Below are 25,534 nucleotides of genomic sequence, written 5' to 3' on the forward strand. Positions count from 1 at the left end.
TTTCTTTAAAAAAGTATTTGACGAATGAAAAGAAATACCGTATTGTTTTGTCTTGTGAATAAATGTTCACCATAACAAAACAAGTGAGGAGAGTTCAGAATGAATCAATATATTGGTAATGTAATTATTCGTATCGTGTTAGGAGTTACGTTTTTTGCACACGGTTTAGCAAAGTTTCAATCAGGTATCGATAACGTAGCAGGATGGTTTACAAGCATCGGCTTACCAGGTGGTCTTGCATACGGCGTAGCAACAGTTGAATTAGTAGGTGGTATATTATTAATCATCGGTTTAGGTGTACGATATGTAGGATTGTTATTCGCTTTTATTTTAGCTGGAGCTATCGTAAAGGTAAATGGAGCAGCAGGCTTATTAGGAGATGGAAAGAATCCGGGATATGAATTAGATCTTGCATTATTGTCAATGGGTGCGTATTTATTCGTTGTAAAAGCAGAAGGATATGTAGATCGTTTTTTAAAAGAGAAAGTAATGAAAACGAAGTAAATCTCATTTTTTAAGTGTTGACTTGACGACTTAGTGTAACTATAATGATTACACTAAGTCGATTAGTAATAAAATGATTCGTATATTTTTTTATTCTAGTTGTAACTAAAATAGTTACAACTAGAATAAAGCTTAAAGAATAAAGGAATATAAAAGAGTAAATAAAAAGTGGAGGAAATAACATGTCAAAATTACATTTAGAGGTTTTTACAGGATCTGAGCAAGCATTTCAAGTTACATCCACAATTGTATACGGAGAAAAAGATGCAATTCTTATCGATGCACAATTTTTATTAAGTGATGCACATCGTTTAGCAGCTCAAATTATTGAAACAGGAAAGAATTTAGCTCATATTTATGTAACTCATTTCCATCCAGATCATTATTTTGGATTAAATGTATTACATGAAGCATTTCCAAAAGCGAAAATTGTAGCGTTGCGAAATACAGTAGAAGATATTCGCAATACGTTTGAAAAGAAAGTGGAACAATGGAAACCATCTATTGGGCATAATGTTCCTCATCAACCAATTGTTCCAGATGAATTAACAGAAGAGAAATTGATTTTAGAGGGAAATGACTTAATCATTAAAGGTGGTCTACAAGGTGATACACCTAATAATAGTTACGTATGGATTCCGTCATTAAAAGCAGTAGTTACAGGAGATATCGTGTATAACAATACTTTCGCATGGACGTTAGAAACAGATGCTGAAGCTCGTCATAAATGGTTAGAAACATTAAGTGAAATTGAAAATCTTCATCCTGAAATTGTTGTAGCTGGACATCGTGATTATGATGCACCAAATACAGCAGATGCGATTAAGCATACTCGTAAATATTTAGTAGCATTTGATGAAGTTCTTGCAGGAAATCCTTCAAGTGAAGAAATTCAAACGGCAATAAAGGAACGATTCCCGCACGTTAAAGCGTTAGAAATTGGACTTGTTTTAGCGGCAAACGCATTTGGGGTGAAAAAATAATGGTACAAAAAACAAATTTAGAAATTGTTCGAAGCACATATGAAGGACCATCTTCTTCAAATGCAAAACATTTAGCGGAAGCCCTCTCTGAAAAAGTAGAATGGACAGAGGCAGAAGGTTTCCCATACGGCGGAACGTATATAGGTACAGAAGCTATAATGGAAAATGTATTTAGTCGTTTAGGATCAGAATGGGATAATTATAAAGCGAGTGTAAATACGTACCATGAAGTAAACGGAAAAGATGTAATCATTGCTGAAGGTATGTATTCTGGAGTTTATAAAGAAACGGGAAAATCATTTGAAGCAGAATTCGTTCATATATGGCAGCTTGAAAATGGAAAAATCGTAAAATTCAAGCAATATGTGGATAGTTATATTGTGCGAGCAGCGATGAAGGTTTAAAATGAAATAAGGAAACAAATGGAATCGGCTGTGCGCAGGCGATTCCATTTATTTATGTGATTATTAGGGGAATGGGGAATACATAATATGAAAAAATGGATTATAGGGACAATTACAATGATTGTAATTGCGATAGGAGCTGTATTCGGTGTTACTAAACTGCTTAATTATATAGAAGAAGAGGAGAAGAGTCTTAAAGCACAAAATGTAATGGGGCAACAAGGGAAGAAAGCAAAGGAAGAGAAGCAACAAGCTAGTGAAGATGAAATTATTTCTACAATGCATAGGATGGTACATCAAAAAGTGAAATCCTCTGAAAAATGGGGATTTATTGAAATGACAAATAAGGAAATTCGTAGTGCGAAGAACGCAGTAGAAAGCAGTACGAATTTTAAACATAAATCAAAGCTACTTTCTACTTTGGAGCGTTGGGAGAAAGGAGACTTTTCACAAACGGTTGAGGAGCATAACTTTTTGTGGGAAATTCAAGGTGGTGATACCGGAAAGGCAACAGAACGCTTATCGCCAGAAGAAGAAAAACAGTATGTGAAAGAAATGAAAGGGAAATAAAAACATCGCCACTCTGGTGGCGATGTTTTTTCATTAAGAATGCTTTCGCACGAAAGTTCTAGTCGGCTGAGAAGCAACGGTTTTAAAATGAGAAAATAAATAACATCCTGTCACGACGATAATTGTCCCGGAAATTTGAATCCATGTTAGTTCTTCTCCAAGGAAAATAAATGCTAAAATAGCTGTGAAAATTGGATTGAAATTTAGAAAAATACCCGATGTAGTAGCTCCTAATTTCTGTACACCAATGTTCCAAAATACCATACAAAGGACCGTTGAAACGAGTCCTGTATATAAAAGTGATGTTATGAAGGAAGAATTAATATTGGAAACAGTGAAGTTGCCTATGTTAAATGGAAGCAATAAAATGACGCCGAAAATACCAGAATATAACGTCGCCATTAGCGGTGTAACTGTTTTTGTCGCCCATTTACTGCAAACAGAGTAAATACCCCAAATACATACTGCCGCCATCATCCATAAATCTCCGCTATTAAAATGTAGTGAAAATAAAAGTGCGAAATTTCCTTTTAAAAGGACGAGCATAACCCCGAAAAATGAAAGAATCATAGAAAGAATTTGAAGTGTATTTACTTTTTCTTTTAGAAATAGCACAGAAAATAATGCAATCGAAATAGCGTTCAATGTAGAAATAAGACCTACATTCGTTGCGGATGTTTTTTCTAGTGCTAAGAATTGAAAAATGTTAAAAAGAACGACTCCTGAAATTCCCATAAGTATTAACGGAAGTATTGCAGAGCGTGGTGGAATGATTTTCTTCTCTTTAAACCATACCATTGGTAATAAACAAATGATCGCAATTAGCCATCTTAAACTTGTCAGTGTCATCGGAGATGCATGATCGACGAGTGATTTCCCAACGACGAAATTTCCTCCCCATAATAAGCTTGTTAATAATAGTAAAAAGACATAAAAATAAGGCATGCTAAAAACCCCTTTGTTGAAATAAGAATGAACTGTAAATAATTTTAGCATTTTTCTTTATTGTCTAATATATTCTTTTGTATAATGGTAAAAATACGATAAAATATTTCGTTAGAAATCTCATTTACAGAAAAATATTCAGTTTTATATAAACTATGAGATGTTTCTTCGAATAATCATCGGTAAGAAAAAAGGAGGAATTTTGATGGAGTCATCTGTTATTAAAGTGCTTGATGATTTGGATGTGAAAATTTTAGATATATTGCAGAAAGAGTCACAAGTAAGTAATGCAGAGTTAGCACGCCGTGTTAATTTATCACCAGCTGCTATGCATGCAAGAATAAAAAGATTAGACGGGGAAGGATTCATTGATAAGCAAGTAGCAATTTTAAATCAAGAAAAGCTTGGATTTGATTTATTATGTTTCATTTTTATGAGCACGAATATTCATCAGTCGGAAAAACTTGAAGTGTTAGAACGAGAATTAGAATCTATGCCTGAAGTGTTAGAATGTCACTGTTTAACAGGCGAATATGATTATTTATTAAAAGTTGCGAATCGTGATCGTAAGGAGTTAGAGCAGTTTATTAGAAAGTTAAATAAGCTAGGCATTACACGTATACAAACGAGTTTAGCACTTCGTGAAATTAAATATTCTACGGTATTGCCGATACGGAATGAGGAACCGAGCATCGATTAAGTTGCTTGGTTTTTTGTTTATATAAAATTCAGAAAAGTGATTGACGGAGAGAAAAGAGAGATGTATTATTATATGAAATTATGAATTAAAATTCATCTAATGTTATAAATATTAACACTGGGGGCAAGGGGATATAATATGAAAATCTTTAATGCGGTTACAAGTGATGTGAAAGAAATTTATAATCTCATTGAAATGTATGCAAAAGAAGGAGTTGTTTTGCCGCGTGCTCTTTTGTCTCTCTATCAATATTTACAATGTTTATATGTTATGAAAGAAGGAGAGGAAGTCGTTGAAGTTGCTGGTTTACATGTGTTAGGAGAGGATCTTGCAGAAGTACGATCGTTAGTAGTTTCGCATACATATGCAGGAAAAGGGATAGGGCGTAAGTTAGTGAATCATGTAATGAATGAGGCGGCAAAGATAAAAGTGAACAGGGTAATTTCTTTAACATATGAAACGGAATTTTTTCAAAAGTGCGGGTTTGATTTTGTGAATAGAGAAGCATTACCAGAAAAAGTGTGGATTGATTGTAGACATTGTCCAAAAGTTGATTATTGTGATGAGGTGGCGATGATACGGTATGTTGGGTGAAATTTTTAGAGAGAAAAAAGGCCCACTATTATTTAAGAAATAGTGGGTATCTATATTTTAGTCAGAAATGAGATGTTGTTAAGAATTTGAATTCGTTTGTCTTACTGTAAAATTATAAAGCGGATCTCTAAGCTCAAAGTTATACGTAGAACCATCGACAAGTCCTACAACTTTATCGTTATCATAAAGGTCAAGCATAAATTGTGCCATTTGTTTTGCAGTATGAAATTTCGGTACAACACCATCATATTGGAACTCATCAATATTAAATGAACGTTTCGCAAATTCTGTTTCAGTTGCAGCAGGAGCTAAAACTTTTGCTTGTAGTTTTGCACCTTGTTCTTTCATTTCGTGAGATAGTCCTTCTGTAAATGCACTTACATAAAATTTCGTAGCACAGTACGTAACAGCATTAGCCACAATCGTGTATCCACCGCCCGATGAAACGTTAATAAGCTGTGTTCCATCAACCATTGAATAATCTCGAACGAAAAGAGAAGAGAGTATTGTTAGTGCTTCTATATTTACATGCAACATCGTCTCTATTTTATTTAAATTTTGTTCAGCAATTGAGGCGAAATTACCAAAACCTGCGTTGTTAATCCACGTTTCAATTTGAAAACTTTGTAGACTTTCATAAAATTTATAAACTTCTTCAGTGACGGATAAATCAGTTCTTCGAATGACAACATCCAACTCTGGATGCATTTCGTTAATTTTTAATTTTAATCCGTCTAATTCTTCTTGTCTTCGAGCTACAAGTACTAAATTTTTTCCGCGAGATGCAAAGGCTAAAGCTGATTCATAGCCAATTCCGGAACTTGCACCAGTAATAACAGTATATTTCATATAAAATCCCCCTAAGTTCAAATTAATTTAGTATGGTTAGATTCTATTTGTTAGAGTATACTCTAAGTCAAATGTTTTTTATAAAGCAGTTAAATATATGATGATAAATGGCATGTGGAGGGAGTATGAGTATGTACACAATTAGCCAGGTAGCTAAATTATTAGGAGTGAGCACACATACATTACGTTATTATGAAAAAGAGAACATATTAATTGCAAATCGCGATATAAATGGAAATCGACTGTATGAAGAATCGCATATAAAGTGGTTGCAGTTTGTAATGAAATTAAAACAAACGCAAATGCCGATAGCGAAAATAAGAGAATACGCTAGATTATATACAGAAGGGGAACATACAACCGAAGTTCGTTTACAACTTTTGGAAAATCATAAAAAATCTATTCAAACTCAAAGAGAAAACTTAGTAATTACAGAGAAGATGCTTGAAAATAAAATTATTGCATACAAAGACTCGTTGGAAAGTAAATAGCGTACAAAATATTTCGTTCTTTGTTGCATGTTGAAAAGGGAGTACAGGTCTTTGTTTTGGAATTTATCTATGAGTATTTTATTATAATGTGCCGATAAATTAAAAAAAGAGCAGTTAGCTAAAAGCAACTGCTCGATTCAAGGGATCTCCAAGGGGGGAATGGAGAAAATATTTTGTTACTACCATTATTGACAGATTATTAAGAAATATACACGTGGATTTAAGAAATCTAAAATATTTTTTGGTTAAGAGAATCCGGGTGTTGACACTTTATCAATTGGTCATGTAGAATATTTATGAATGACATTCAGTCATTTTTTTTATGTGAAAGGGTGTAGATAAGCAACTTGTATATGTAGTTAGCTTAATGACGGAACAAATATAAGGATAAATGAGGATGATATTGGCTTTTTAAATAGTAGTTAGCGTGAGATTATATTTTTTTAATCAAAAATGACTGACGGTCAGTCAGTGTATAATAGAAGGTGAGAGATATGAAAAATAAAGCTTGGTTATATGTCATATTAACATGTATTTTTGAAGTCTTTTGGGTGTTTGGTTTTAATACAGCTCATACTTGGTGGCATTGGTTCATTATTGTAGGAGTTATCGCTGTTGATTTTCACTTCCTTTCTAAAGCGTGTGAACATCTTGCGACAGGGACAGTATATGCGGTGTTTGCTGGGGCTGGTACTGTAGGAACTTTCTTAATGGATGTTTTTCTTTTCGGTGGAAGTTTTAGTTTAGGAAAATTATTCTTCATTGTGATGGTTGTAGCAGGCGTTATCGGTTTAAAATTGGCTGATAATAAAGCAGAGACTGTGGAAGAAACTATGGAAGGAGCTGCTTAAAAATGGGTTGGTTTTTCGTATTTTGTGCTGCAATTAGTGAAATAGTCGGTGTGATAGGCCTTAAGATGTATAGTAAAGATAAGACGTTAGCAAATGGAGCGATTTATATAGGTGGATTTGCAACTTCCTTCGCATTTTTATACACATCTTTCTTGTTCTTACAAGTAAGTGTGGCTTATGCGGTTTGGATTGGCATTGGAACAGCAGGCGCAGTTTTATTAAATATGTTTCTGTTTGGTGAATCGAAAAGTAAGGCACGTTTGATTAGTGTAGCTCTTATCGTATGTGGAGTTACGGGATTAAAGGCTCTTTCATAAGAAATTGATATGAAAGTTGAATCTCCTAACGATTTGTTGGGAGATTTTTATTATGAAAAGTGCACTATAATTGACAGTACAGCTAGTTATTTTATAAAATGAGTGACAGTCATTCAATACGCGTGTGAAAGGGTTTAGATGATGAATAAAAAAGAGAAAATTGTCTATGCAGCTATTGAAGTGTTTCAGGAAAAGGGCGTTGAAAAAACGAAGATTTCTGATATCGTAAAATTGGCTGGCATTGCACAAGGAACTTTCTATTTATATTTTCCTTCTAAGTTATCTGTTATGCCTGCAATAGCAGAAGTGATGGTTGAGAAGATGATACTTGCAGTGAAAGAAAAAGTACAGAACGATGCACCTTTTTCAAGTAAAGTTGCGCAAGTAATAGATGCAGTGTTTAACTTTATAGCTGAATATCGTGAAATACAAGCATTAATGTATGCGGGCCTTGCATCTACTGAACATATAAAAGAATGGGAAGCTGTATATGAGCCTCTTTATATGTGGCTAAGTGAATTTTTAAGTGAAGCAAAAGAAGCTGGTGAAATTCGTGATTCGGTTCATGCAGAGAGAACAGCGAAGTTATTTATTGCTCTTGTTGAATCAGCAGCGGAACAAGTTTATTTATATGATCATAAAGATGATGAGCAAGTCGAGCTACAAAAGGCAGAAGTACTAGATTTTTTAACACATGCACTACATATAAAGTGAAACTTTAATCAGTGGGAGGGTTCATCCCCACTGATTATTAGTTGAACCAATCGGGCATTTAAGGGCAGTTATCTCCCACCTAACTTCCTCGCATTCGCTGAATTTTGAGGTGGGAGTCTTACTGCCCGTTAATGCGGGATAAAGAAATAGTAAGGTGAACCTGTCTGAAAAAGTAGGTTCATTTCTGCGGGAAACTGAATGATAGTCATTCACCCTGTATTTATGTATGTGTGGAAGGATAGAGTGAAATTCTAATGAGTAGGGGCATCTTCACTCATTATTAGCCCACAAATAGCAGGATAAAGAAAAAGTTTCTTGGGCATTATTTTTGAGAGGAACTTACGGGAAGAGGTGTTAAAAATTGAAGAAACCGATAAAAGAACAAAAGATGGTATTGATCATTCTTTTGAGTAATATATTTATCGCTTTTTTAGGGATTGGATTAATCATTCCGGTTATGCCATCCTTTATGAATGATATGAATTTAACAGGAAAGACGATGGGCTATCTCGTTGCAGTATTTGCAATGGCTCAGCTTATTACTTCACCTATTACGGGTCGTTGGGTCGATCTTTACGGTAGGAAGAAAATGATAATCATTGGATTATTTATTTTTGGTGTTTCAGAGCTTCTTTTTGGATTAGGAAAAGATGTGTGGATGCTTTATGCAGCGAGGGTGTTAGGCGGGATTAGTGCTGCGTTTATTATGCCGGGTGTTACGGCATATGTTGCTGATATTACCTCTATTCAGGAACGTCCAAAAGCGATGGGATATCTTTCAGCAGCTATTAGTACCGGATTTATTATAGGACCTGGAATTGGTGGGTTTATTGCAGAATATGGTATACGTGTACCTTTCTTTGTGGCAGCAGTGATTGCTTTTGTCGCATGCGTGATTTCTATATTTATTTTGAAAGAGCCGTTAACGAAAGAAGAACTTGCAGAGATTTCTGCTAATACGAAAGAATCAAGTTTTATCGGGGATTTAAAGAAATCTTTAAATCCAATGTATGCAATCGCATTTATTATTGTATTTGTACTCGCATTTGGATTATCAGCATATGAAACTGTGTTTAGCCTGTTCTCTGATCATAAATTTGGCTTCACACCGAAAGATATTGCTGCAATTATTACGATTAGCTCAATCTTTGGGGTAGTTGTGCAAGTATTTATGTTTGGAAAATTGGTAGACATGTTCGGTGAGAAAGTATTAATTCAAATATGTTTAGTTGTAGGAGCAGTGTTAGCATTCGTTTCAACTGTAGTCTTTAATTATTGGAGTGTACTTCTCGTTACTTGTTTTATTTTCCTAGCATTTGATTTACTTCGTCCAGCTTTAACGACATTTTTATCAAAAGCAGCTGGAAAAGAGCAAGGATTCGTTGCTGGTATGAATTCAACGTATACGAGTTTAGGAAATATCGCAGGACCTGCTATGGGCGGAATATTATTTGATATAAATATTCATTATCCATATGCATTTTCAGGTGTTGTTTTAATCGTTGGTCTCGGCATTACATTTATGTGGAGAGAGAAGCAGCTGGCTGAAAGTTTTGCGAAGTAATTTAGTGAGTAAATTAAAACCCCTTACCGTTGTAAGGGGTTTTTGTTTTATCCCGCTATTTGCGGGCTAATAATCATTGGGGGATGGACAAAACCCCCAATGATTATAGTTTCACTTTACAAACTTAATCCAAATCGCTTTAATTCAATAAATATCCCCTCTAATTGCTTTCCTTTATCCGTTAAGGTGTACTCTACACGAGGCGGAACTTCTGGATATACTTTTCTCGTTATAATCCCTTGTGCTTCTAATTCTTTTAGTCGAAGCGATAATGTTTTCGGACTAATCCCATCCATTGATTTTTGTAAATCACTAAATCGTAACGTTCCTTCGATAAGAAGGTCTCGAATAATTAAAAATGTCCATTTTGTACTAATTACGTCAAGCGTTTTAGCGATAGGACATGGGATGCCAGGTAAACCTTTCGTTAATACAACCGGATCTATATTGTTCATGGAACTAGCCTCCATAAAAATTTTTTGAATGAATTTGCTTTATCGTATCACAAAACTATCTTTTCGGTAACTATATGAAAAAAATATCACTACTTCCATATAGGAAGTTAGTGTATATACAATAGCAATAGGAAATACAAAGGGTTTGTATGAGGAGGAGGTGATTTCCATGGTTATAAAAAAGTTGTTTGCGTTCCTTAGTTTTTTTGTCATTTGTATTGTGCTTGCAGCGTGCAGTGGGGAGCAAAAAACTGAAATTCAGTTTTTAAAAGAAATGCCGAAGCCAAAAGCAATGACAATGGATTCTTCATTAAGTAAAAAGGAGGCGACAGAAATTGTTCATGCAGCTCAGCGTTTTTACGCATTTTGGGATACAGGTAAGGAGGAACTTATTCCGCAGACTGTTACTGAAAAATTCTTCGATAATACATTGCCGAAAGGCCGTCCACAAGGCATTGAAGGATTAAAGTTTGCAGCACAAAATTTTCGTAAAGTCGTTCCAAATATACATTGTGAGATTGAAGATTTATTAGTCGTTGGTGATAAAGTAACAGCTCGTCTTTCTTTTGCAGGAACTCATAATGGTAAAAACATTCGTTTTTTTGCAATTGATATTTTACACGTGAAAGACGGAAAGATAACGGAAGATTGGCATTTAGAAGATAATCTTACGCTGAAGCAGCAACTGGGCTTAATAGCTGAAGAGTAGATCATATAAGGGAGAGAAAAGCGATGGGAAATATATTGATTATAAATGGACATGAAAAATACGGTTCAAAGGAAGGACGATTAAATAAAACGTTAGTTGATTATATGGTAACTGTATTAAGCGAAAATCATCATGTGAAAACAACAACGATTCAAGATGGATATAGTATTAAAGAAGAACAAGAGAAGTTTTTATGGGCCGGTGTTGTGGTTTATCAAACACCAATTTATTGGTTTAGTGTCCCGGGATTATTTAAAACGTATATGGATGAAATATATGAATACGGCTTGTTCTTTAAAGGTGCAGATGAATACGGAACAGGTGGTTTATTAAAAGAGAAGCAGTATATGTTTTCCACAACTTGGAATGCACCTGAAAAAGCATTTGGAGATAAGACGAAGTTCTTTGAAGGAGAAAGTTTAGAATCAACGCTTAGTCATTTACATCGTGTGCAGAAGTTTCTCGGTATGAGTCCATTAAAGAGTTTTGCTTGTTATGATGTGGTGAAGAATCCGGATATAGAGCAATACTTATTAAACTTGAAAAATCATTTGGATGAAGTAATTAAATAATAGTTTGCATCTTTGTGTGCAAGAAGGTTCCTCTTTAAAAATGTAAAAGAAGGTATTACTAAGGATGTAATACCTTCTTTTACATTCGCGAAAATTGCTTAATTCTTATTGGTTTAAAGTCTTCATAAGCGGAATCTAGTATTTTATCCCACATCCCCCACTGATTATAGTTTCACTTTATGAAATACGTTGAAAATCTTTACTCATACAGGACTGTTTTAGTTTTTTTGATTTAATCAAATATTTAATATCAGAGATGTTATCATATGAAAGCTGAATATGATAATAGTTTATATACTCAAATAATGCAAAAACATAAACAAATAGTGCGAATGATAGCCCGCCTAAAGGTAATTGAGGATACCAAATTACAAAATCAATAATAAACATAATAAGTCCTGTGATAATCAATCCTATATTTATCTTTTTTAGTCTTTTTAAATATTTAATAATCACAATAGGTGTAACAGATGTTTTCTCTTTTTTTAGTCGTTTCCACTTTACGTACCAGTAAACAGTTCCTTGTAGTAAGAGAAACTCTAAAAGAAGAAATGAGATCCAAAAAGAGTATAGGGAATATAAATGTAGTGTAGGATAAACATAATTAATTACATAACTTGTAAAAATAAAAGTAATGACTGAAAATAACTCACCTGTGTATAGATAGGAAAGCCTTTTTTCTAGGTTGCTTTTCATGGTTTTTCTCCTTTTATAAAAAACTACACATTTTAATACGGGGATGGCTGTATCCATAACTTCGCAAAATTCGCCCAACCGAATGAATCTATTGTTACATTTTTTAGAGAAGAGGGATATGTTTTTCTTTTTAAAACGTGATAGTTAAATAAAATGATGTGTTCTGCTTGTAAAAAATCTTCGATTTCATACATGAGCTCATAGCGCTTGTCTTTATTTTCTTCTAATAAAAAGGTATCTAGCAAACAATTAATTTGCTGCGCATAGTGCGGGTCCAAGAATCGATTGATAAAACAACTTTTATTTTTAAATACGTTTAAAAATGCCATTTCATGCTCGGCGGCAAAAACTTCTCCCATTAAAATAATATCGGCATGTTTATCAATAGAACGATCCATATAATCTGAAACGAGAAATGGATGAAGCTCTACTTGTATGCCTAAACGGTCGCAACGTTTCTTTAGGAAGACTGTGTCATTTGCACTATCTTTAAACGCGAAGAAGTAAATATGTATCGTTTCACCTTTGTATGTGCTCTTCTTCAAATATTCTTTCGCCTTTTCTAATGAATAGGGTCTTCCCTGAGCTTGGCGACTTCTTTCAGGAAAGAAGCTTGATGCAGTGAGTGTTCGATTTCCTTCTAAATCACGGAGGATCGTTTCAACGTCATATATTTCTCTCCAAGCTTTACGAAAGTAAATGTCGTGGTGGGGACCAGGTTTTGTAAAGTTGAAGCTAGCATAAATACAGCCTATTTCTTCTATTTGTATGTCATGTCTTTCATTTTCATTCTCATTTGGTAATTCATAATCAGAATGTATTTTCACATGATCTGGAATACGCCAAAACTCAATACGATCTAGTAATGCACGTTCTTTAAAATAATGCGTGAAAGCTTCTAGTACGATATTATCTTCAGAATAATGATTAAGTTTAAAAGGTCCAGTACCTATATAGTGATGATTTTGGATTACCGTATCATAGGGCAAAATTGCGAGTTGTATTGAACTTACATAATGTAAGAAAAACAAATTCGGTTTTGCTAAATGGAACCGTACTTGCAGTGGTGACGGTGTTTCAATTTGGACAATTTCCTGTGTTAACCATGCGTAAGGAGATTGAGCTTGCTGCAATCTTTCAAATGAAAATTGAACATCTTTAGAAGTTAAAAGAGTTTCATTATGAAAATGTATATCTTTTCGTAAATAAAACGTCCACGTAAGTTGATCCTGACTTAATTCCCACGTATGAGCAATGTGCGGTTCCATTTTTTCTGTAATATCGTTATAAATGACTAATGTATCAAAAATTTGGCTAATAAGATGACCCTCTGTTGTTACAGCCACAAAAGCGGGATCTAATGGTAATATCTTTCTTGATATAGGGATCTTTAATATGTCGTACATATCATTTGAAGGTTCGTATCCAAAATGATGATGTAGTTTATTTTCTATCTTTTTTTGAAGTGCAAGAGGAAGGGGTTCTTTTAAAAGAAGAAAGATATCTTTTAATTTTTCTTGCGCTAACAGTTCATCTGTATAGCATTCAATTGATTCTACTAAACTATGTACAAATATAATTTCAGTTTTATTCCCGCGGCCTCGCCCTGGAGTCCAGTAAATTAGTTGTTCTTCGCTCATTTTCTTTAATAAAATCTTCACGTTTTTCGTACTGCAATATAAAACATCCGCTAATTCTTGTAAGCTATTTCGCATATGTTGCTGATCTTGTGAATGTAACCTTAAACGAATGTAATAGTCCATAATTTTCATATGTGTACACTTCCTTCTATATAAAAGGGGAAACTCTTTAGAATATTCTAACCTTTTTCTTCCTCTTTTTCAAAGTAAAATGAATAAGCATAAGGAGGGGAAAACGATGGGGTTTTGGAGTATGCATCGAAATATAAAAATTAGAATTATAACATCATTTTTAACACGAGCTGTATCAACGATGATTTTTCCGTTTATGGCAATTTATTTTTCAATAAAGTTAGGTAGTGCGGTTGCTGGTGCTTTACTACTAATTAATGTAATAGCTTCATTAGTAATTGGTTTATATGGCGGGTATATTGGAGATCGGCTCGGTCGTAAAAAAGTAATGATTATTGGCCAAAGTATACAAGTCGTTTCCATTGCTTGTATGGGAATTGCGAACTCAGATTATGTAGATTCACCGTGGTTAACGTTTTTATTTATGCTCGTGAACAGCTTAGGATCTGGACTTATGAATCCAGCGACCGAAGCGATGTTAATCGATGTGAGTACACCTGAAAATCGAAAAGTGATGTACAGCATTAACTACTGGGCGATTAATTTATCAATTGCTATTGGAGCGATATTTGGCGGATTACTATTTGAAAACTATAGATTACAATTGTTTATCGTATTAACGGCTGTGGCGGTCATTACTTTATATGTGATGGCTATATATATGGAAGAAGTGTATGTGGCGCGAAAAACTGTAGAGAAGAAAAACGTATTAAAGGATATGGCGGATAGTTATAAGGTTGTGATGAAAGACCGAGCGTTTTTAATTTTTTGTGCAGCAAGTATATGTACATTATCTTTAGAGTTTCAAATTAATAATTATTTAGGGATACGTTTGCAGAAGGAATTTGAAACGATTCACTTTTTCTTCGGAAATGGTTTTACGTTTGATTTAACAGGTATTCGAATGCTGAGCTGGATATCTACAGAGAATACAATTTTAATTGTATTATTTTCGGCGCTTGTTATTAAAATGTTGAAGAGCTTCAACGATTTAAAAATCTTATATGTAGGCTTATTCATTTATACAATTGGATTCACCATACTTGGAACGAGCAATAGCTTATGGATTTTATTAATTGCGGGGCTTTTCCAAACTGTAGGAGAGATGATGTATGTGCCGGTTCGTCAATCTATAATGGCGGATATGGTGCCAAATGAGGCGCGAGGTTCTTATATGGCGATTAACGGAATGGTATTTCAAGTGGCGAAAATGAACGGTGCATTAGGTGTTATGTTAGGTTCATTTATTGCATCTTGGGGAATGAGTGCGCTGTATTTTATCGTTGGTATGAGCAGTATTTTATTATTTATGAAGGCGATTGGAAAAGAGAAGTATCAAGATGAACGAAACGTTTCTAAGATTGGATAAAGCTATCTAAAAAGCGAACCGGTTATGCTGGGACTCGCTTTTTAGATAGCTTCTAAAACGGATCAACTTCAGCTAAATTAGGATTGGCATTTGGATTTGTTAATAAGGTTTTTAGTTCACCCACTTCTGAGAGAGCGACGAGAATATAACCACTAATGAGGACGATGAGTCCGATGACTCGTAATGTTTGCAATTTAATGTCACGGCTATTTTCCTCTGAGGTGTTTTGGGGCGTTGCAGGCGGATTGTTGTTCATAATAGAGCTCCTATCTTTTTTATTTATATGTGCGAAATCATTATTTAACGTATGGATAGGGATTGTATAGTCATTTTCACTATATGAGAAATGCCTACGAAAAGTGATTAGAAATTTTAGGACGAGAAAAGAGGCTGCTATGTGCAGCCTCTATTTTAGTTATAAAGAAGAAATACGTTTCTTCGTTTTTGGTACAACAATAAACTTTATCCAAAGTACGCCGATTAACATAATAATCAAAGCATATAGTAATTGTCCTGTAGCAACGAGTATAACACTTGAAAATACAATGAGTTGAATACTTAGTAATGTGAGAATTAAGCTGAGAAATTGATTTATTCTTTCTTCAGTAGCAATTGGATATAATGCCACGATAATATTTCCTGAAAAATATTTCCACAGCGAACGAAGCTGCATAGAGATCATGTATAGGACGATGTAAGCGATAGCGCCTTTTACATATAGATTCGGTACGAAATATACGATAAAGGAACCGATTAACCCCAAGCGAATATATATACCAAAATAATCATTCCCACGTAAAAACGATAGTGTATGTAAATAGAAGAAAGTAGCTTGTTTTTTATGTAGTAAAGGTTCGATCCAATTTGTAAGCCATTTTCTGCCGTTTACTTGTTTTTTTAGCTGCGGAACATCAGTGAAGATGCTAGCGAATTGATAAAAGCGTATGTCCATTTTTTCTTCTTGTTCGATTATGTATTCCCACGGTATTCGCTTTGTGGGCTGTTTTTTTGTATATAGGAGTAGGAAGGCAAGAAGTAATAGTAAGCCACCTAGCACAATGATATTTGCAACATAAAACAGCATGTAAATGATAAGTGCATTACAAGCAACACGAATGATAAGCCATATGCTTTTTTCATAACTATCACGCCACATCCAGTGTATGTACATGTTCCAAGCTTTCGTAATCATTAAAACGATAAAGATTGTACATAAAAAAGGTACGGTTAATTGTAATGATTGCATGGCAAGCGGTACGATAATAAGGAACATAAATACAAGCGGGAAAAGTTGAATGATGTAATTATATAGAAGAGATTTTTTAAAATAAGATGTTAATTTCTCTTCTAGCGCTAGTAAATAGACAGCATCAGGTTTTTGAATAAATGTACGAATTGGGCATCTCGTTATAATGAGTGTAAGTACGATTGTGATGAGTAATAAAGATATTCCTTTAGAAGGATCCGTTTTAAGAAACTTGGCGTAATAATATGCACCTACACATGAGACGAAGATGAAGCTATATAGCAAACCGTTAATCATACGTGCAAAGTATGTGATGGCATTTTGAATATGTTTTTGAAAGCGAGAGCTCCATAGTGATTCGATTGACATGTTTTTCACCTCTTTTTTCTATTATATATGTTTTATTAAGCAAAAAACGAGCAAATTGCGTTATGCAACTTGCTCGTTTTTCTTTTCGTTATTTTTTTTCTGATCACGATTCATTAATGGATAGAAGGCAAAGCCAATTACGAATAAACCAATCCCGAGAAGGAATGTTTTTATATCGGATGCGCCTGTTTTAATAACCCATAGTGCATAGCAAAGTGCGATCGCTGCGACTATGCCATCTGTAATTCTTGCCCGCATTTCATTTTTGTATGTTTCACCAGTTGCGACTAGCTTTAACTGGAAGATTGGTGAAACGAGATATGGAATGAGGTAGGCTAAAGTTGATACTGTAATAACGAATGTATAAGCTTCCGCAATTGTTCCTGATAATGTTGAGAATAAGAACACTTGCGACATAATGTTTGTTAATCGTAGTGAATGAATTGGACTTCCTTTTTTATTTGTTTTTGCGAAGAAGGAAGGGAAGAAACCTTCTTTTGCTGCTTGATAAGGCACTTCTGAGCTTAATAAAATCCAGCCTAATATGGAACCGAATAGGGAAGTAAGAGCAAGTAATGCCATAAGTTTCCCGCCGCCGTGACCCATTGCAGCGTTTAATGCATCTGCTAATGGACGTTCAGAAGCTTGTAATTTATCAACGTGAAGTACACCCATTGTTAAAATTGTAATTCCTAAGTAAATTGCAACTGTTATTAGTAAACCGGCAACTGTTGCACGTTTTACCGTTTTGGGAGAAGTAGCTCGGTTTGATAAAAGAACGGCTGATTCAATCCCGATAAATGCCCAAAGTGTTGTAAGAGCAGCTAAATTTACTTGTGAAAGGAGACCGTGTGATACGCCTTCTTTATCGATCATTGGTGTGTACCATTGTCCGAATTTTGAAGCTTCGAACGCAAATAACGTAACAATGATGAATAGAAGGAATCCAGTCACTTTCGTTGTTGTTGCTAAGAAGTTAAGTTTCCCAGCTCCGCTTACACCGTTTGTTAAAATTAAATGAGTGCCCCATAGTAAAACAGAACAAATAGTAAATGTAAGTAGTTTTCCAACTTCTATATTGAAAGAGCCGATTGAAAACAATAGTCGTGTATCTTTCATAATCGGGAAGAAGAGCGATAAATATCCCGCGAAAGATGTAATGATGGCAACGTTACTTGCCCAGTTTGCAACCCAATATCCCCATACTATGCTGAAACCAGCCATTTTTTTCTTTTTTGGTGATGAGAATAAAGCATATGCATGACTTTGTGGTCCTGTCGTTAAATCAGGACGACGAATTGCTAAATTACCGAAAACAAGAGCTAGCATTAAAACACCAAACCCTGTTGTTAACCAAGCTAAAGTGACACCGAGAGGGCTAGCTGTTTGTGCCAACGTACTTGGCACCATGAAAATACCAGCGCCAACCATGTTACCGACAACGAAAGCTGTTAGTACCCAAAAGCCCCATTTTTTTTGTTGCATAGAAAATACCTCCAAAGTTAGTATAACCAAGTCAAGCGAGGAGATATGTATGTCTTCCTAAGTAAGGAAGAGAAGTCCCAAACAAAACAAAAAAAGCACGTAATTTGCCGCTACATGCTTTCTATCTTATAAGAAACCCACGACATACCTCTCGATAGCTCTCCACAAACGAAACGTTTGTGACAGTTCTGCACTTATTAAATGCAGACCCAGCAAGCGTGCATGGTGGACACGACTTACTTCGGCAACCATTCCTTTCTCATTCCTTCATCAATGCCACTACATCTCCTGAAATGATACTTTTAATGATTGCAACCTCTACCTCACCGAGATACGAATGAGGATTTAAATATTAAATTAACGTATTTAAGAGTAACAAATGTATTTTTATACGTCAATGGATATGGTAATAATCAGATTATAGAGAAGAGTTTGTGATTAAAAGTGAGAGGGATTGTTATACAATATTTGAATTTTCGTAATATAATACATGTTATTAGCGCTAGAAGATTGAGAAGGGGATGAAGTATATGTCTGTATGTAATAAAAATTCCGTAATAGGTGTACTAGATTCAGGGGTCGGGGGATTAACAGTTGCTAGTGAGATTATGCGTCAATTGCCTAAACATTTACTATATTGGTGATAATGAGCGTTGTCCGTATGGGCCAAGAAGTGTAGAGGAGGTACAATCTTTCATATTTGAAATGGTTGAGTTCCTCAAACAGTTTCCATTAAAAGCTCTAGTGGTAGCATGTAATACTGGTGCAGCTGCTGCATTGACTGATTTGCAAGAAGCACTTTCCATTCCAGTTATTGGCGTTATACATCCGGGAGCAAGAGCTGCAATTAAAGTGACAAAGAAAGGAAAAATAGGGGTAATTGGAACTGTAGGTACGATAAAATCTAACATGTACGAAAAAGCATTACACGAGCTTGATACATATTTGGAAGTGCATAGTCATGCGTGTCCGACTTTAGCTACAGTTGTAGAAAATCACTTAGAAGATACAGCATATGTAACGCAGCAAGTGAAACAAGCTTTACTGCCATTAACGAAAGAAGATATAGATACGTTAATTCTTGGGTGTACGCATTATCCACTTTTAGAGTCCTATATAAAAAAGGAGTTAGGAGAGGCTGTGACAATTATTAGCTCTGCAGAAGAAACAGCGATAGAGTTAAGTACCATTTTACAGCACAAAGGAATTTTGTCTGACAATCTTAATCCGAAGCATCGATTTTTTACAACAGGCTCTGTTTTATCGTTTGAACATATTGCTGAGCGTTGGCTAGGGTATCAAATTTCTGTAGAATGTGTGAATTTACCTATGGAAAAACAACTCGTGAACTAAATTGTATAAAAAGAAGCTGATCTAAAACTAGATCAGCTTCCACATATAAGATTAAACTAAGTTTAATACAGTTACTTTTTCACGTGTCATAGATTCAAGGCTCTTATGAATACCTTGTGCGCCCATACCTGAACCTTTTATACCGATGAATGGGAAGTGGTCAGGGCCGCGCTCTGTGCGTCCGTTAATTTGAACAGAACCAGTTTCGATTTTGTTAGCAATTGCAAACGCTTTGTTAATGTCTTTTGTGAAGACACTTGCTTGTAGGCCGAAGTCTGATTTGTTAGCAATTTCAATCGCTTGTTCGTCAGAAGAAACACGGATGATTGGAAGGATTGGGCCGAATGGCTCTTCCCAAGCAACTTTCATTTCTTCTGTTACGTGGTCGATTAATGTTGGGTAAATTAAGTTGCGCTCACGTTTGTTACCGATAACGATTGTTGCACCCTTTTCTACAGCATCATCAACTAAACCTTGAACGAAGTCAGCAGATTTGTCGTCGATTAATGGGACGATTGTGCTGTCTTGTTCTGGAGATCCAACTGATAATTTAGCTACTTGCTCTTTTAATAAGCCAACAAGCTCGTCTGCTACATTTTCGTGTACAAGTACACGTTTAATAGCTGTACAACGTTGACCAGAGTAAGAGAATGCACCGCTTACGATATGATTTGCAGCATCTTGTAAGTCAGCATCTTCACGAACGATACCAGGGTCTTTACCACCAAGTTCTAATACAAGTGGAATCATTGCAGCTTTTTTCGCTAAATGTTTACCTGTGTTTGTACCACCTGTGAACGATACCATATTGATGCCAGGATGTTCTACTAAGTAGTCACCAATTACAGAACCGCGTCCTGTAGCTACGTTTACAAGACCTTTTGGAAGGCCAGCTTTATGAAGTGCTTCAACCATTTTAACACCGCTAATTGCACCTTGAGTTGCTGGTTTGAAGATAACAGCGTTACCCATAATAAGTGCTGGTGCAAGTTTTGCAGCAGATAAGTTTACTGGGTAGTTAAATGGTGCGATTGCTAATACAACACCAAGTGGTGCGCGTTGGATAATCGCAAGTTTAGATTTCGTTCCGCCAGGGAAGCTATCGCCCATCATGCTTTCTCCGTGCATATGAAGAGCTTCTTCAATAGTGTAACGAATGAAGTCAGCTGTACGAACAACTTCTTTTTTCGCATCTTTATATCCTTTACCGACTTCTTTCATAATGATATCGGCAATTTCATCTTGCATATTTACGAGCTCATCAGCCCATTTATATAAATATTTTGCTCGATCTTGTAGAGAAGCTTCAGCCCATGATTTTTGAGCTTCTTTTGCAGATGCAATTGCTTCATCCACTTCTCCTTGAGTAATTGCTTGTACTTGCCCAATTACTTCGTGTAAGTATGGAGATGGAATGTCGATTGTTTGACCAGAAGAGCTTTCTCTCCATTCTCCGTTTAAATAAAATTTGTACGTATTGCTAGTTGTCATGATTAGTCCTCCTAAAATAGCAACTTGTAAGAGTGAGTATAAGGTGATTGTAGGTGGTTTGATAATATTTTTCAAATGAAATGTTTGTGAAAACGATTTCTTATTATTTTTTTATTTTGTATGCCCTTTCTTACAGAAGATTCTCTTATTTCAAACTGAATTATAAGTAGAATGCATCACTTTCATTTTTTGTGATAAAAGATTATTTTATTCTAAAGCGAAAAAAATAATTGACAGAATACTCAATAAAGTTGTAAGATTATAAATGGAAAATAAATGAAGGGGGTGTGCGTAATGATTGTAATCGTAAATGTAATGGGCTTAGCTCTGTTAAATGGCGGAAAACATTCATATCATTACGCAACCCGTGCGGATATATAGGACCTTTTTGTCTTATGAGAAGCGTACGTTGCGTATATCGTAACGTACGCTTTTATGCATTCTATTGCATATCGTCAAGCGGCGGTATGCTTTTTTTTGTTTATTTTCCTCGTTACTATAAAAAATCAGAATTTGGAAGGTGGAAAAATGTGATGAAATACTGTGGTTTTCAAAATGTGAATGTGATGGATTTGGATAGCGGATAAAGAAATGTGAATCAAATGAGAACGAGAAAGGAGAGGTTATATTGTTTTCAGTATTACTAAAGTTAAGCTGGTTTTTTAGGGAGCATTGGAAAAGGTATAGTATCGCAATTGGGGTACTTTTAATTGTAAACGTGGTAGAGGTAATTCCTCCGAAAGTGTTAGGAATTACAATTGATAATATTAAAACGGGAGCCTTAACGAACGAGGCGATTATGCAATATATTTTTATTTTACTTGGGGTAACGATTGGTGGGTATGTGCTTACTTTCATTTGGCAGCACCAACTATTTGGAGGTGCGTTCGTACTTGAGAAAACGATGCGTTCAAAATTTATGGGGCATTTACTTAAGATGACACCGACGTTTTATCAAAAAAATCGTACTGGCGATTTAATGGCGAGAGCGACAAATGATTTAAAAGCAATTTCCATGACAGCAGGTTTTGGTATATTAACGCTCGTTGATTCTAGTCTATATATGCTTACAATCGTTTGTATGATGGGCTTTTCAATTAGTTGGCAGTTAACATTTGCTGCGCTTATACCGCTTCCGATTATGGCGTATGCGATGAATAGATACGGAAAGAAATTGCATGAAAGATTTACTGTCGCACAAGATGCGTTCGGAGATATGAACGATAAAGTGCTGGAATCAATTGCGGGTGTACGCGTGATTCGTGCATACGTACAGGAGAATGCTGATCAAGAAAGGTTCCATCATTTAGGAGATGACGTATACGAGAAAAATATGAGAGTAGCAAGAATCGATGCATTATTCCAGCCGACTGTGAAAATGCTCGTCGGTCTTAGTTATTTAATTGGTTTAGTGTACGGTGCATATCTCGTATTCCAATCAAAGGTGACACTCGGTGAGCTCGTTTCTTTTAACGTCTATTTAGGGATGATGATTTGGCCGATGTTTGCAATTGGTGAATTGATTAATGTTATGCAAAGAGGAAATGCTTCGCTCGATCGTGTAAATGAAACGTTAGCTTATGAACCGGATGTAAAGAATCCGAAAGATCCAAAGCTTGTACAAGAGCCAGATTACATTCAATTTGATAACGTTACTTTTTCATATCCTTCATCAATTGAAACAAATTTAAAAAATGTTTCGTTCTCATTAAAACAAGGAGAGACACTTGGAGTTGTTGGGAAAACAGGAAGCGGGAAAACGACGCTTGTACGTCAGCTTCTTCGTCAATATCCACTTGGAGAAGGGGATATTGCAGTTTCTGATGTGAAGCTAGATAAAATTCCGAATGATAACGTACTTGGCTGGATTGGGTACGTACCTCAGGAACACATTTTATTTTCAAAAACAGCGAAGGAAAATATTTTATTCGGAAACAGAGAAGCGACTGAAGAAGAACTTGAAAAAGCGATTGAAATAGCTGCGTTTAAAAAGGATTTAGAGTTTTTACCAGAAGGTTTAGAAACGCTCGTTGGGGAAAAAGGTGTTTCTTTATCAGGTGGGCAAAAGCAAAGGATTTCGATTGCGAGGGCTGTTATTCAAAATCCGGAAATTTTAATTTTGGACGATTCTTTATCAGCTGTTGATGCTCGTACGGAAGCGGCAATTATTGAAAACATACGAACAGAAAGAAGCGGGAAGACGACGATTATAACGACGCATCGCTTGTCAGCTGTGCAGCACGCGGATTGGATTCTCGTTATGGATAACGGTGAAGTTATTGAAGAAGGTTCGCATGAAGCGCTCATTCGAAATGGGGGCTGGTATGCAGAGCAGTTCGATAGACAACAAGGTGAAAGTGAAAGTGCGGATAGTGGGGTGAAAATATGAGTGTTTCAAAACGATTGTTTCAATATGCAATGAAAGTGAAGGGGCCGATCTTTGCAGCGATGGCGATGCTATTTGTTTTCGTCATTGCAGAACTCGCGGGTCCTTTCGTCGCAAAAACGATGATTGATGAGCATATCGTTGGAATAGAGAGACCTTGGTATGAAACAGAAAAGAGTGAGGATGCTGTTTCATATAATGGCGCCTTGTATAAGCGAAGTGATCGCTTTGAAGAAGGTGAGAAAAAAGGGAAAGAAGTCCGAGTGATTCAAGTTGGTTTTCAGTACTATTTTGTGCCGAATAAAATAACGCTTGAAGGAAGTCGTTCTGTTAAGGGTGATGTGCTTACAGTACAAAGTGGTAAGGCTGTGCAAGTGTATAAAACGAAAGCCTTAACGAAAGAAGAAGTATTTGCGTTTTATAAACCGGAAATAAATCGTTTACTATTACTTGGCGGTGGTTATTTCGCTTTACTAGTAGTCGTATCATTATTTGCATACGGAAAGCAGTTCTTCTTACAGAAGGCGGCAAACAAAATTATTCAAATTATGAGGGAAGACGTCTTTTCCCATATTCAAACGTTGCCAATTCGTTATTTCGATCATTTACCAGCAGGGAAAATTGTATCGCGTGTAACGAATGATACAGAAGCGATTCGTGATTTATATGTAACAGTGCTTGCGACATTCGTCTCTAGTATCATCTATATTATCGGGATTTTCGCTGCACTATTTTTACTTGATGTAAAACTGGCGGCACTATGCTTACTTATCATCCCAATTTTAATTGTTTGGGCGATTATGTATAGAAAGTATGCGTCTGTATACAATCATAAAATGCGTTCGCGTTTATCGGATATTAACGGAACAGTGAATGAATCGATTCAAGGGATGCCAATTATTCAAGCATTTCGTCAAGAACATGAAACGAAGAAGGAATTTGAAGAACTCAATGGTGATTATTTTAAATATCAAAATAAAATTTTAAATTTAAATGCAGCAACTTCGCATAATTTAGTGTCTGTATTAAGAAACATCGCTTTTACAGGTGTAATTTGGTATTTCGGTGGTGCTTCATTAAGCGCTTCGGGCATCGTTTCACTCGGGATACTATATGCTTTCGTCGATTATTTAACGAGATTATTCTCGCCAATTACGAATATGGTGAACCAACTTGCTAACTTAGAGCAATCGCGTGTTGCATCAGAGCGTGTCTTCGAATTGCTAGAGGAAAAAGGAGAGGCAGTAGAAGAAGAACGTATGCCTCGCTTAACCGGAAATGTGAAATTCGATAATGTTTCGTTTTCTTACAATGGAAAAGATGAAGTGTTAAAAAATATTTCTTTTGAAGCGAAACAAGGGGAGACAGTGGCACTTGTCGGCCATACTGGATCAGGAAAAAGTTCCATTATGAATGTGCTCTTTCAGTTTTATGAATTTCAAAAAGGGAAGCTTACGATTGATGGTCACGATGTAACAGAGATGCCGAAACAAGCAACACGTGAACATATGGGAATTGTATTGCAAGATCCGTTTTTATTTAGCGGGACAGTGGCATCCAATGTAAGCTTAGAAAATGAAAAAATTTCAAAAGATCGCATTGTAAAGGCATTACGTGATGTTGGTGCTGAAAGGTTTGCAAACAACATAGATGAAAAAATTACGGAGAAAGGAAGTACACTTTCAACCGGAGAACGTCAGCTTATATCGTTTGCTAGGGCACTTGCTTTTGATCCGGCGATTTTAATTTTAGATGAAGCGACTTCCAGCATTGATACTGAAACAGAAGCGATGATTCAACAAGCGCTAGAAGTTGTGAAGAAAGGACGAACGACGTTTATTATCGCTCATCGCCTGTCAACAATTAAGAGCGCTGATCAAATTATTGTGCTTGATAGAGGAACGATTTTGGAAAAAGGATCGCATGATGAATTAATGAAAAAGCGTGGGCGCTATTACGATATGTATAAAACGCAAATGGAAGGAAACCAGAGCGCTTAATTTTTAGAAGAACTTGCGATTTTCGCAAGTTCTTTTTTGATTGGATTGTCCGCTCAGAAGTTAATATATTTCACCGGCAGAAAAACTTATAAATAAGTAAGTATTGTTTTACCTTTTTCTTTATAAATGCTATATTAAAAAATGT

The 25,534-nt window shown here is 35.6% G+C and carries 25 protein-coding genes, 1 pseudogene and 1 riboswitch; of the genes and pseudogenes, 17 read left to right on the forward strand and 9 right to left on the reverse strand.

The features are described 5' to 3' along the window. Window positions 1-99: 99 nt before the first annotated feature. The 4 genes from MHB76_RS04145 (at window position 100) to MHB76_RS04160 (ending at window position 2,461) form a co-directional block, all read left to right on the forward strand. Entirely contained in the window at window positions 100-504 is a 405-nt protein-coding gene (locus MHB76_RS04145) for a DoxX family protein (RefSeq protein WP_078174027.1), read from the forward strand. Between the two features lie 182 nt (window positions 505-686). Continuing rightward, the gene (locus MHB76_RS04150) at window positions 687-1,487 is read left to right on the forward strand and encodes an MBL fold metallo-hydrolase (RefSeq protein ID WP_078174026.1); all 801 of its coding nucleotides are present in this window, start codon (window positions 687-689) and stop codon (window positions 1,485-1,487) included. Continuing rightward, window positions 1,487-1,891 (forward strand): nuclear transport factor 2 family protein, encoded by a 405-nt coding sequence (locus tag MHB76_RS04155; RefSeq protein WP_070127964.1) that lies wholly within the window; start codon window positions 1,487-1,489, stop codon window positions 1,889-1,891. The genes MHB76_RS04150 and MHB76_RS04155 overlap by 1 nt, the downstream gene beginning before the upstream one ends. Before the next feature lie 87 nt (window positions 1,892-1,978). Beyond that, window positions 1,979-2,461 (forward strand): PRK06770 family protein, encoded by a 483-nt coding sequence (locus MHB76_RS04160; protein WP_002159153.1) that lies wholly within the window; start codon window positions 1,979-1,981, stop codon window positions 2,459-2,461. Between the two features lie 33 nt (window positions 2,462-2,494). Here MHB76_RS04160 and MHB76_RS04165 read toward each other — a convergent pair whose 3' ends face one another. After that, window positions 2,495-3,406: a DMT family transporter gene (locus tag MHB76_RS04165; protein WP_078174025.1), complete on the reverse strand. Its 912-nt coding sequence runs from the start codon at window positions 3,404-3,406 to the stop codon at window positions 2,495-2,497. Window positions 3,407-3,611: 205 nt separating this feature from the next. Between MHB76_RS04165 and MHB76_RS04170 the strand changes: the two genes are divergently transcribed. After that, entirely contained in the window at window positions 3,612-4,106 is a 495-nt protein-coding gene (locus MHB76_RS04170; RefSeq protein WP_016103820.1) for an Lrp/AsnC family transcriptional regulator, read from the forward strand. Window positions 4,107-4,244: 138 nt separating this feature from the next. Continuing rightward, window positions 4,245-4,700 (forward strand): N-acetyltransferase, encoded by a 456-nt coding sequence (locus tag MHB76_RS04175; protein WP_078174024.1) that lies wholly within the window; start codon window positions 4,245-4,247, stop codon window positions 4,698-4,700. Between the two features lie 78 nt (window positions 4,701-4,778). Here the strand turns inward: MHB76_RS04175 and MHB76_RS04180 are convergent, their stop codons facing one another. Next, window positions 4,779-5,549, reverse strand: a complete 771-nt coding sequence (locus MHB76_RS04180; RefSeq protein ID WP_078174023.1) for an SDR family NAD(P)-dependent oxidoreductase — start codon at window positions 5,547-5,549, stop codon at window positions 4,779-4,781. A 131-nt stretch (window positions 5,550-5,680) separates the two neighbouring features. Here MHB76_RS04180 and MHB76_RS04185 point away from each other — a divergent pair, with 131 nt between their 5' ends. From MHB76_RS04185 to MHB76_RS04205, 5 genes are all read left to right on the forward strand, one after another. Beyond that, the gene (locus MHB76_RS04185) at window positions 5,681-6,040 is read left to right on the forward strand and encodes a MerR family transcriptional regulator (protein WP_340988125.1); all 360 of its coding nucleotides are present in this window, start codon (window positions 5,681-5,683) and stop codon (window positions 6,038-6,040) included. 494 nt (window positions 6,041-6,534) lie between these two features. Continuing rightward, entirely contained in the window at window positions 6,535-6,891 is a 357-nt protein-coding gene (locus MHB76_RS04190; protein WP_002114907.1) for a DMT family transporter, read from the forward strand. Between the two features lie 2 nt (window positions 6,892-6,893). After that, a complete protein-coding gene (locus MHB76_RS04195; protein ID WP_000539672.1) occupies window positions 6,894-7,208 on the forward strand; it encodes a DMT family transporter in 315 nt (104 codons plus the stop codon). Window positions 7,209-7,346: 138 nt separating this feature from the next. Beyond that, a complete protein-coding gene (locus MHB76_RS04200; RefSeq protein WP_002159146.1) occupies window positions 7,347-7,922 on the forward strand; it encodes a TetR family transcriptional regulator in 576 nt (191 codons plus the stop codon). A gap of 361 nt (window positions 7,923-8,283) precedes the next feature. Next, window positions 8,284-9,486, forward strand: a complete 1,203-nt coding sequence (locus MHB76_RS04205) for an MFS transporter (protein ID WP_078174021.1) — start codon at window positions 8,284-8,286, stop codon at window positions 9,484-9,486. 116 nt (window positions 9,487-9,602) lie between these two features. Here MHB76_RS04205 and MHB76_RS04210 read toward each other — a convergent pair whose 3' ends face one another. Beyond that, window positions 9,603-9,941, reverse strand: a complete 339-nt coding sequence (locus MHB76_RS04210; RefSeq protein ID WP_001059473.1) for a winged helix-turn-helix transcriptional regulator — start codon at window positions 9,939-9,941, stop codon at window positions 9,603-9,605. Between the two features lie 169 nt (window positions 9,942-10,110). On the opposite strand from MHB76_RS04210, the gene MHB76_RS04215 reads away from it, so the two are divergent. Together MHB76_RS04215 and MHB76_RS04220 are read left to right on the forward strand one after the other, a co-directional pair. Further along, the gene (locus tag MHB76_RS04215; RefSeq protein ID WP_078174019.1) at window positions 10,111-10,650 is read left to right on the forward strand and encodes an ester cyclase; all 540 of its coding nucleotides are present in this window, start codon (window positions 10,111-10,113) and stop codon (window positions 10,648-10,650) included. A gap of 23 nt (window positions 10,651-10,673) precedes the next feature. After that, the gene (locus tag MHB76_RS04220; RefSeq protein ID WP_078174018.1) at window positions 10,674-11,222 is read left to right on the forward strand and encodes an NAD(P)H-dependent oxidoreductase; all 549 of its coding nucleotides are present in this window, start codon (window positions 10,674-10,676) and stop codon (window positions 11,220-11,222) included. A gap of 177 nt (window positions 11,223-11,399) precedes the next feature. Here MHB76_RS04220 and MHB76_RS04225 read toward each other — a convergent pair whose 3' ends face one another. Beyond that, window positions 11,400-11,918, reverse strand: coding sequence for a general stress protein (locus MHB76_RS04225; protein ID WP_078174017.1), 519 nt, complete (start codon window positions 11,916-11,918; stop codon window positions 11,400-11,402). Between the two features lie 32 nt (window positions 11,919-11,950). After that, window positions 11,951-13,690 (reverse strand): SgrR family transcriptional regulator, encoded by a 1,740-nt coding sequence (locus tag MHB76_RS04230; protein WP_078174016.1) that lies wholly within the window; start codon window positions 13,688-13,690, stop codon window positions 11,951-11,953. Window positions 13,691-13,796: 106 nt separating this feature from the next. Between MHB76_RS04230 and MHB76_RS04235 the strand changes: the two genes are divergently transcribed. Next, entirely contained in the window at window positions 13,797-15,059 is a 1,263-nt protein-coding gene (locus MHB76_RS04235) for an MDR family MFS transporter (protein ID WP_016103827.1), read from the forward strand. Between the two features lie 52 nt (window positions 15,060-15,111). On the opposite strand, the gene MHB76_RS04240 is transcribed toward MHB76_RS04235, so the two are convergent. The 3 genes from MHB76_RS04240 to MHB76_RS04250 form a co-directional block, all read right to left on the reverse strand. Continuing rightward, window positions 15,112-15,315: a hypothetical protein gene (locus MHB76_RS04240; protein ID WP_002114883.1), complete on the reverse strand. Its 204-nt coding sequence runs from the start codon at window positions 15,313-15,315 to the stop codon at window positions 15,112-15,114. Window positions 15,316-15,474: 159 nt separating this feature from the next. Then, a complete protein-coding gene (locus tag MHB76_RS04245; RefSeq protein WP_078174015.1) occupies window positions 15,475-16,674 on the reverse strand; it encodes an ABC transporter permease in 1,200 nt (399 codons plus the stop codon). A 60-nt stretch (window positions 16,675-16,734) separates the two neighbouring features. Then, entirely contained in the window at window positions 16,735-18,159 is a 1,425-nt protein-coding gene (locus MHB76_RS04250) for an amino acid permease (RefSeq protein WP_002114879.1), read from the reverse strand. Between the two features lie 147 nt (window positions 18,160-18,306). Next, window positions 18,307-18,488, reverse strand: a riboswitch (Lysine riboswitch). 201 nt (window positions 18,489-18,689) lie between these two features. Between MHB76_RS04250 and racE the strand changes: the two are divergent. Next, a pseudogene (gene racE / locus MHB76_RS04255) lies at window positions 18,690-19,512 on the forward strand (glutamate racemase). A gap of 51 nt (window positions 19,513-19,563) precedes the next feature. Here racE and gapN read toward each other — a convergent pair. Next, a complete protein-coding gene (gene gapN / locus MHB76_RS04260; RefSeq protein WP_002159137.1) occupies window positions 19,564-21,003 on the reverse strand; it encodes an NADP-dependent glyceraldehyde-3-phosphate dehydrogenase in 1,440 nt (479 codons plus the stop codon). A gap of 628 nt (window positions 21,004-21,631) precedes the next feature. On the opposite strand from gapN, the gene MHB76_RS04265 reads away from it, so the two are divergent. Both MHB76_RS04265 and MHB76_RS04270 read left to right on the forward strand, forming a co-directional pair. Further along, the gene (locus tag MHB76_RS04265) at window positions 21,632-23,392 is read left to right on the forward strand and encodes an ABC transporter ATP-binding protein (RefSeq protein WP_078174014.1); all 1,761 of its coding nucleotides are present in this window, start codon (window positions 21,632-21,634) and stop codon (window positions 23,390-23,392) included. Next, a complete protein-coding gene (locus MHB76_RS04270) occupies window positions 23,389-25,389 on the forward strand; it encodes an ABC transporter ATP-binding protein (protein WP_078174013.1) in 2,001 nt (666 codons plus the stop codon). Before MHB76_RS04265 ends, MHB76_RS04270 begins: the two co-directional genes overlap by 4 nt. The last annotated feature ends 145 nt before the right edge of the window (window positions 25,390-25,534 follow it).

Origin of the sequence: Bacillus sp. FSL M7-1345, from assembly GCF_038006985.1 — a bacterium.
GTDB classification, from domain to species: domain Bacteria; phylum Bacillota; class Bacilli; order Bacillales; family Bacillaceae_G; genus Bacillus_A; species Bacillus_A cereus_U.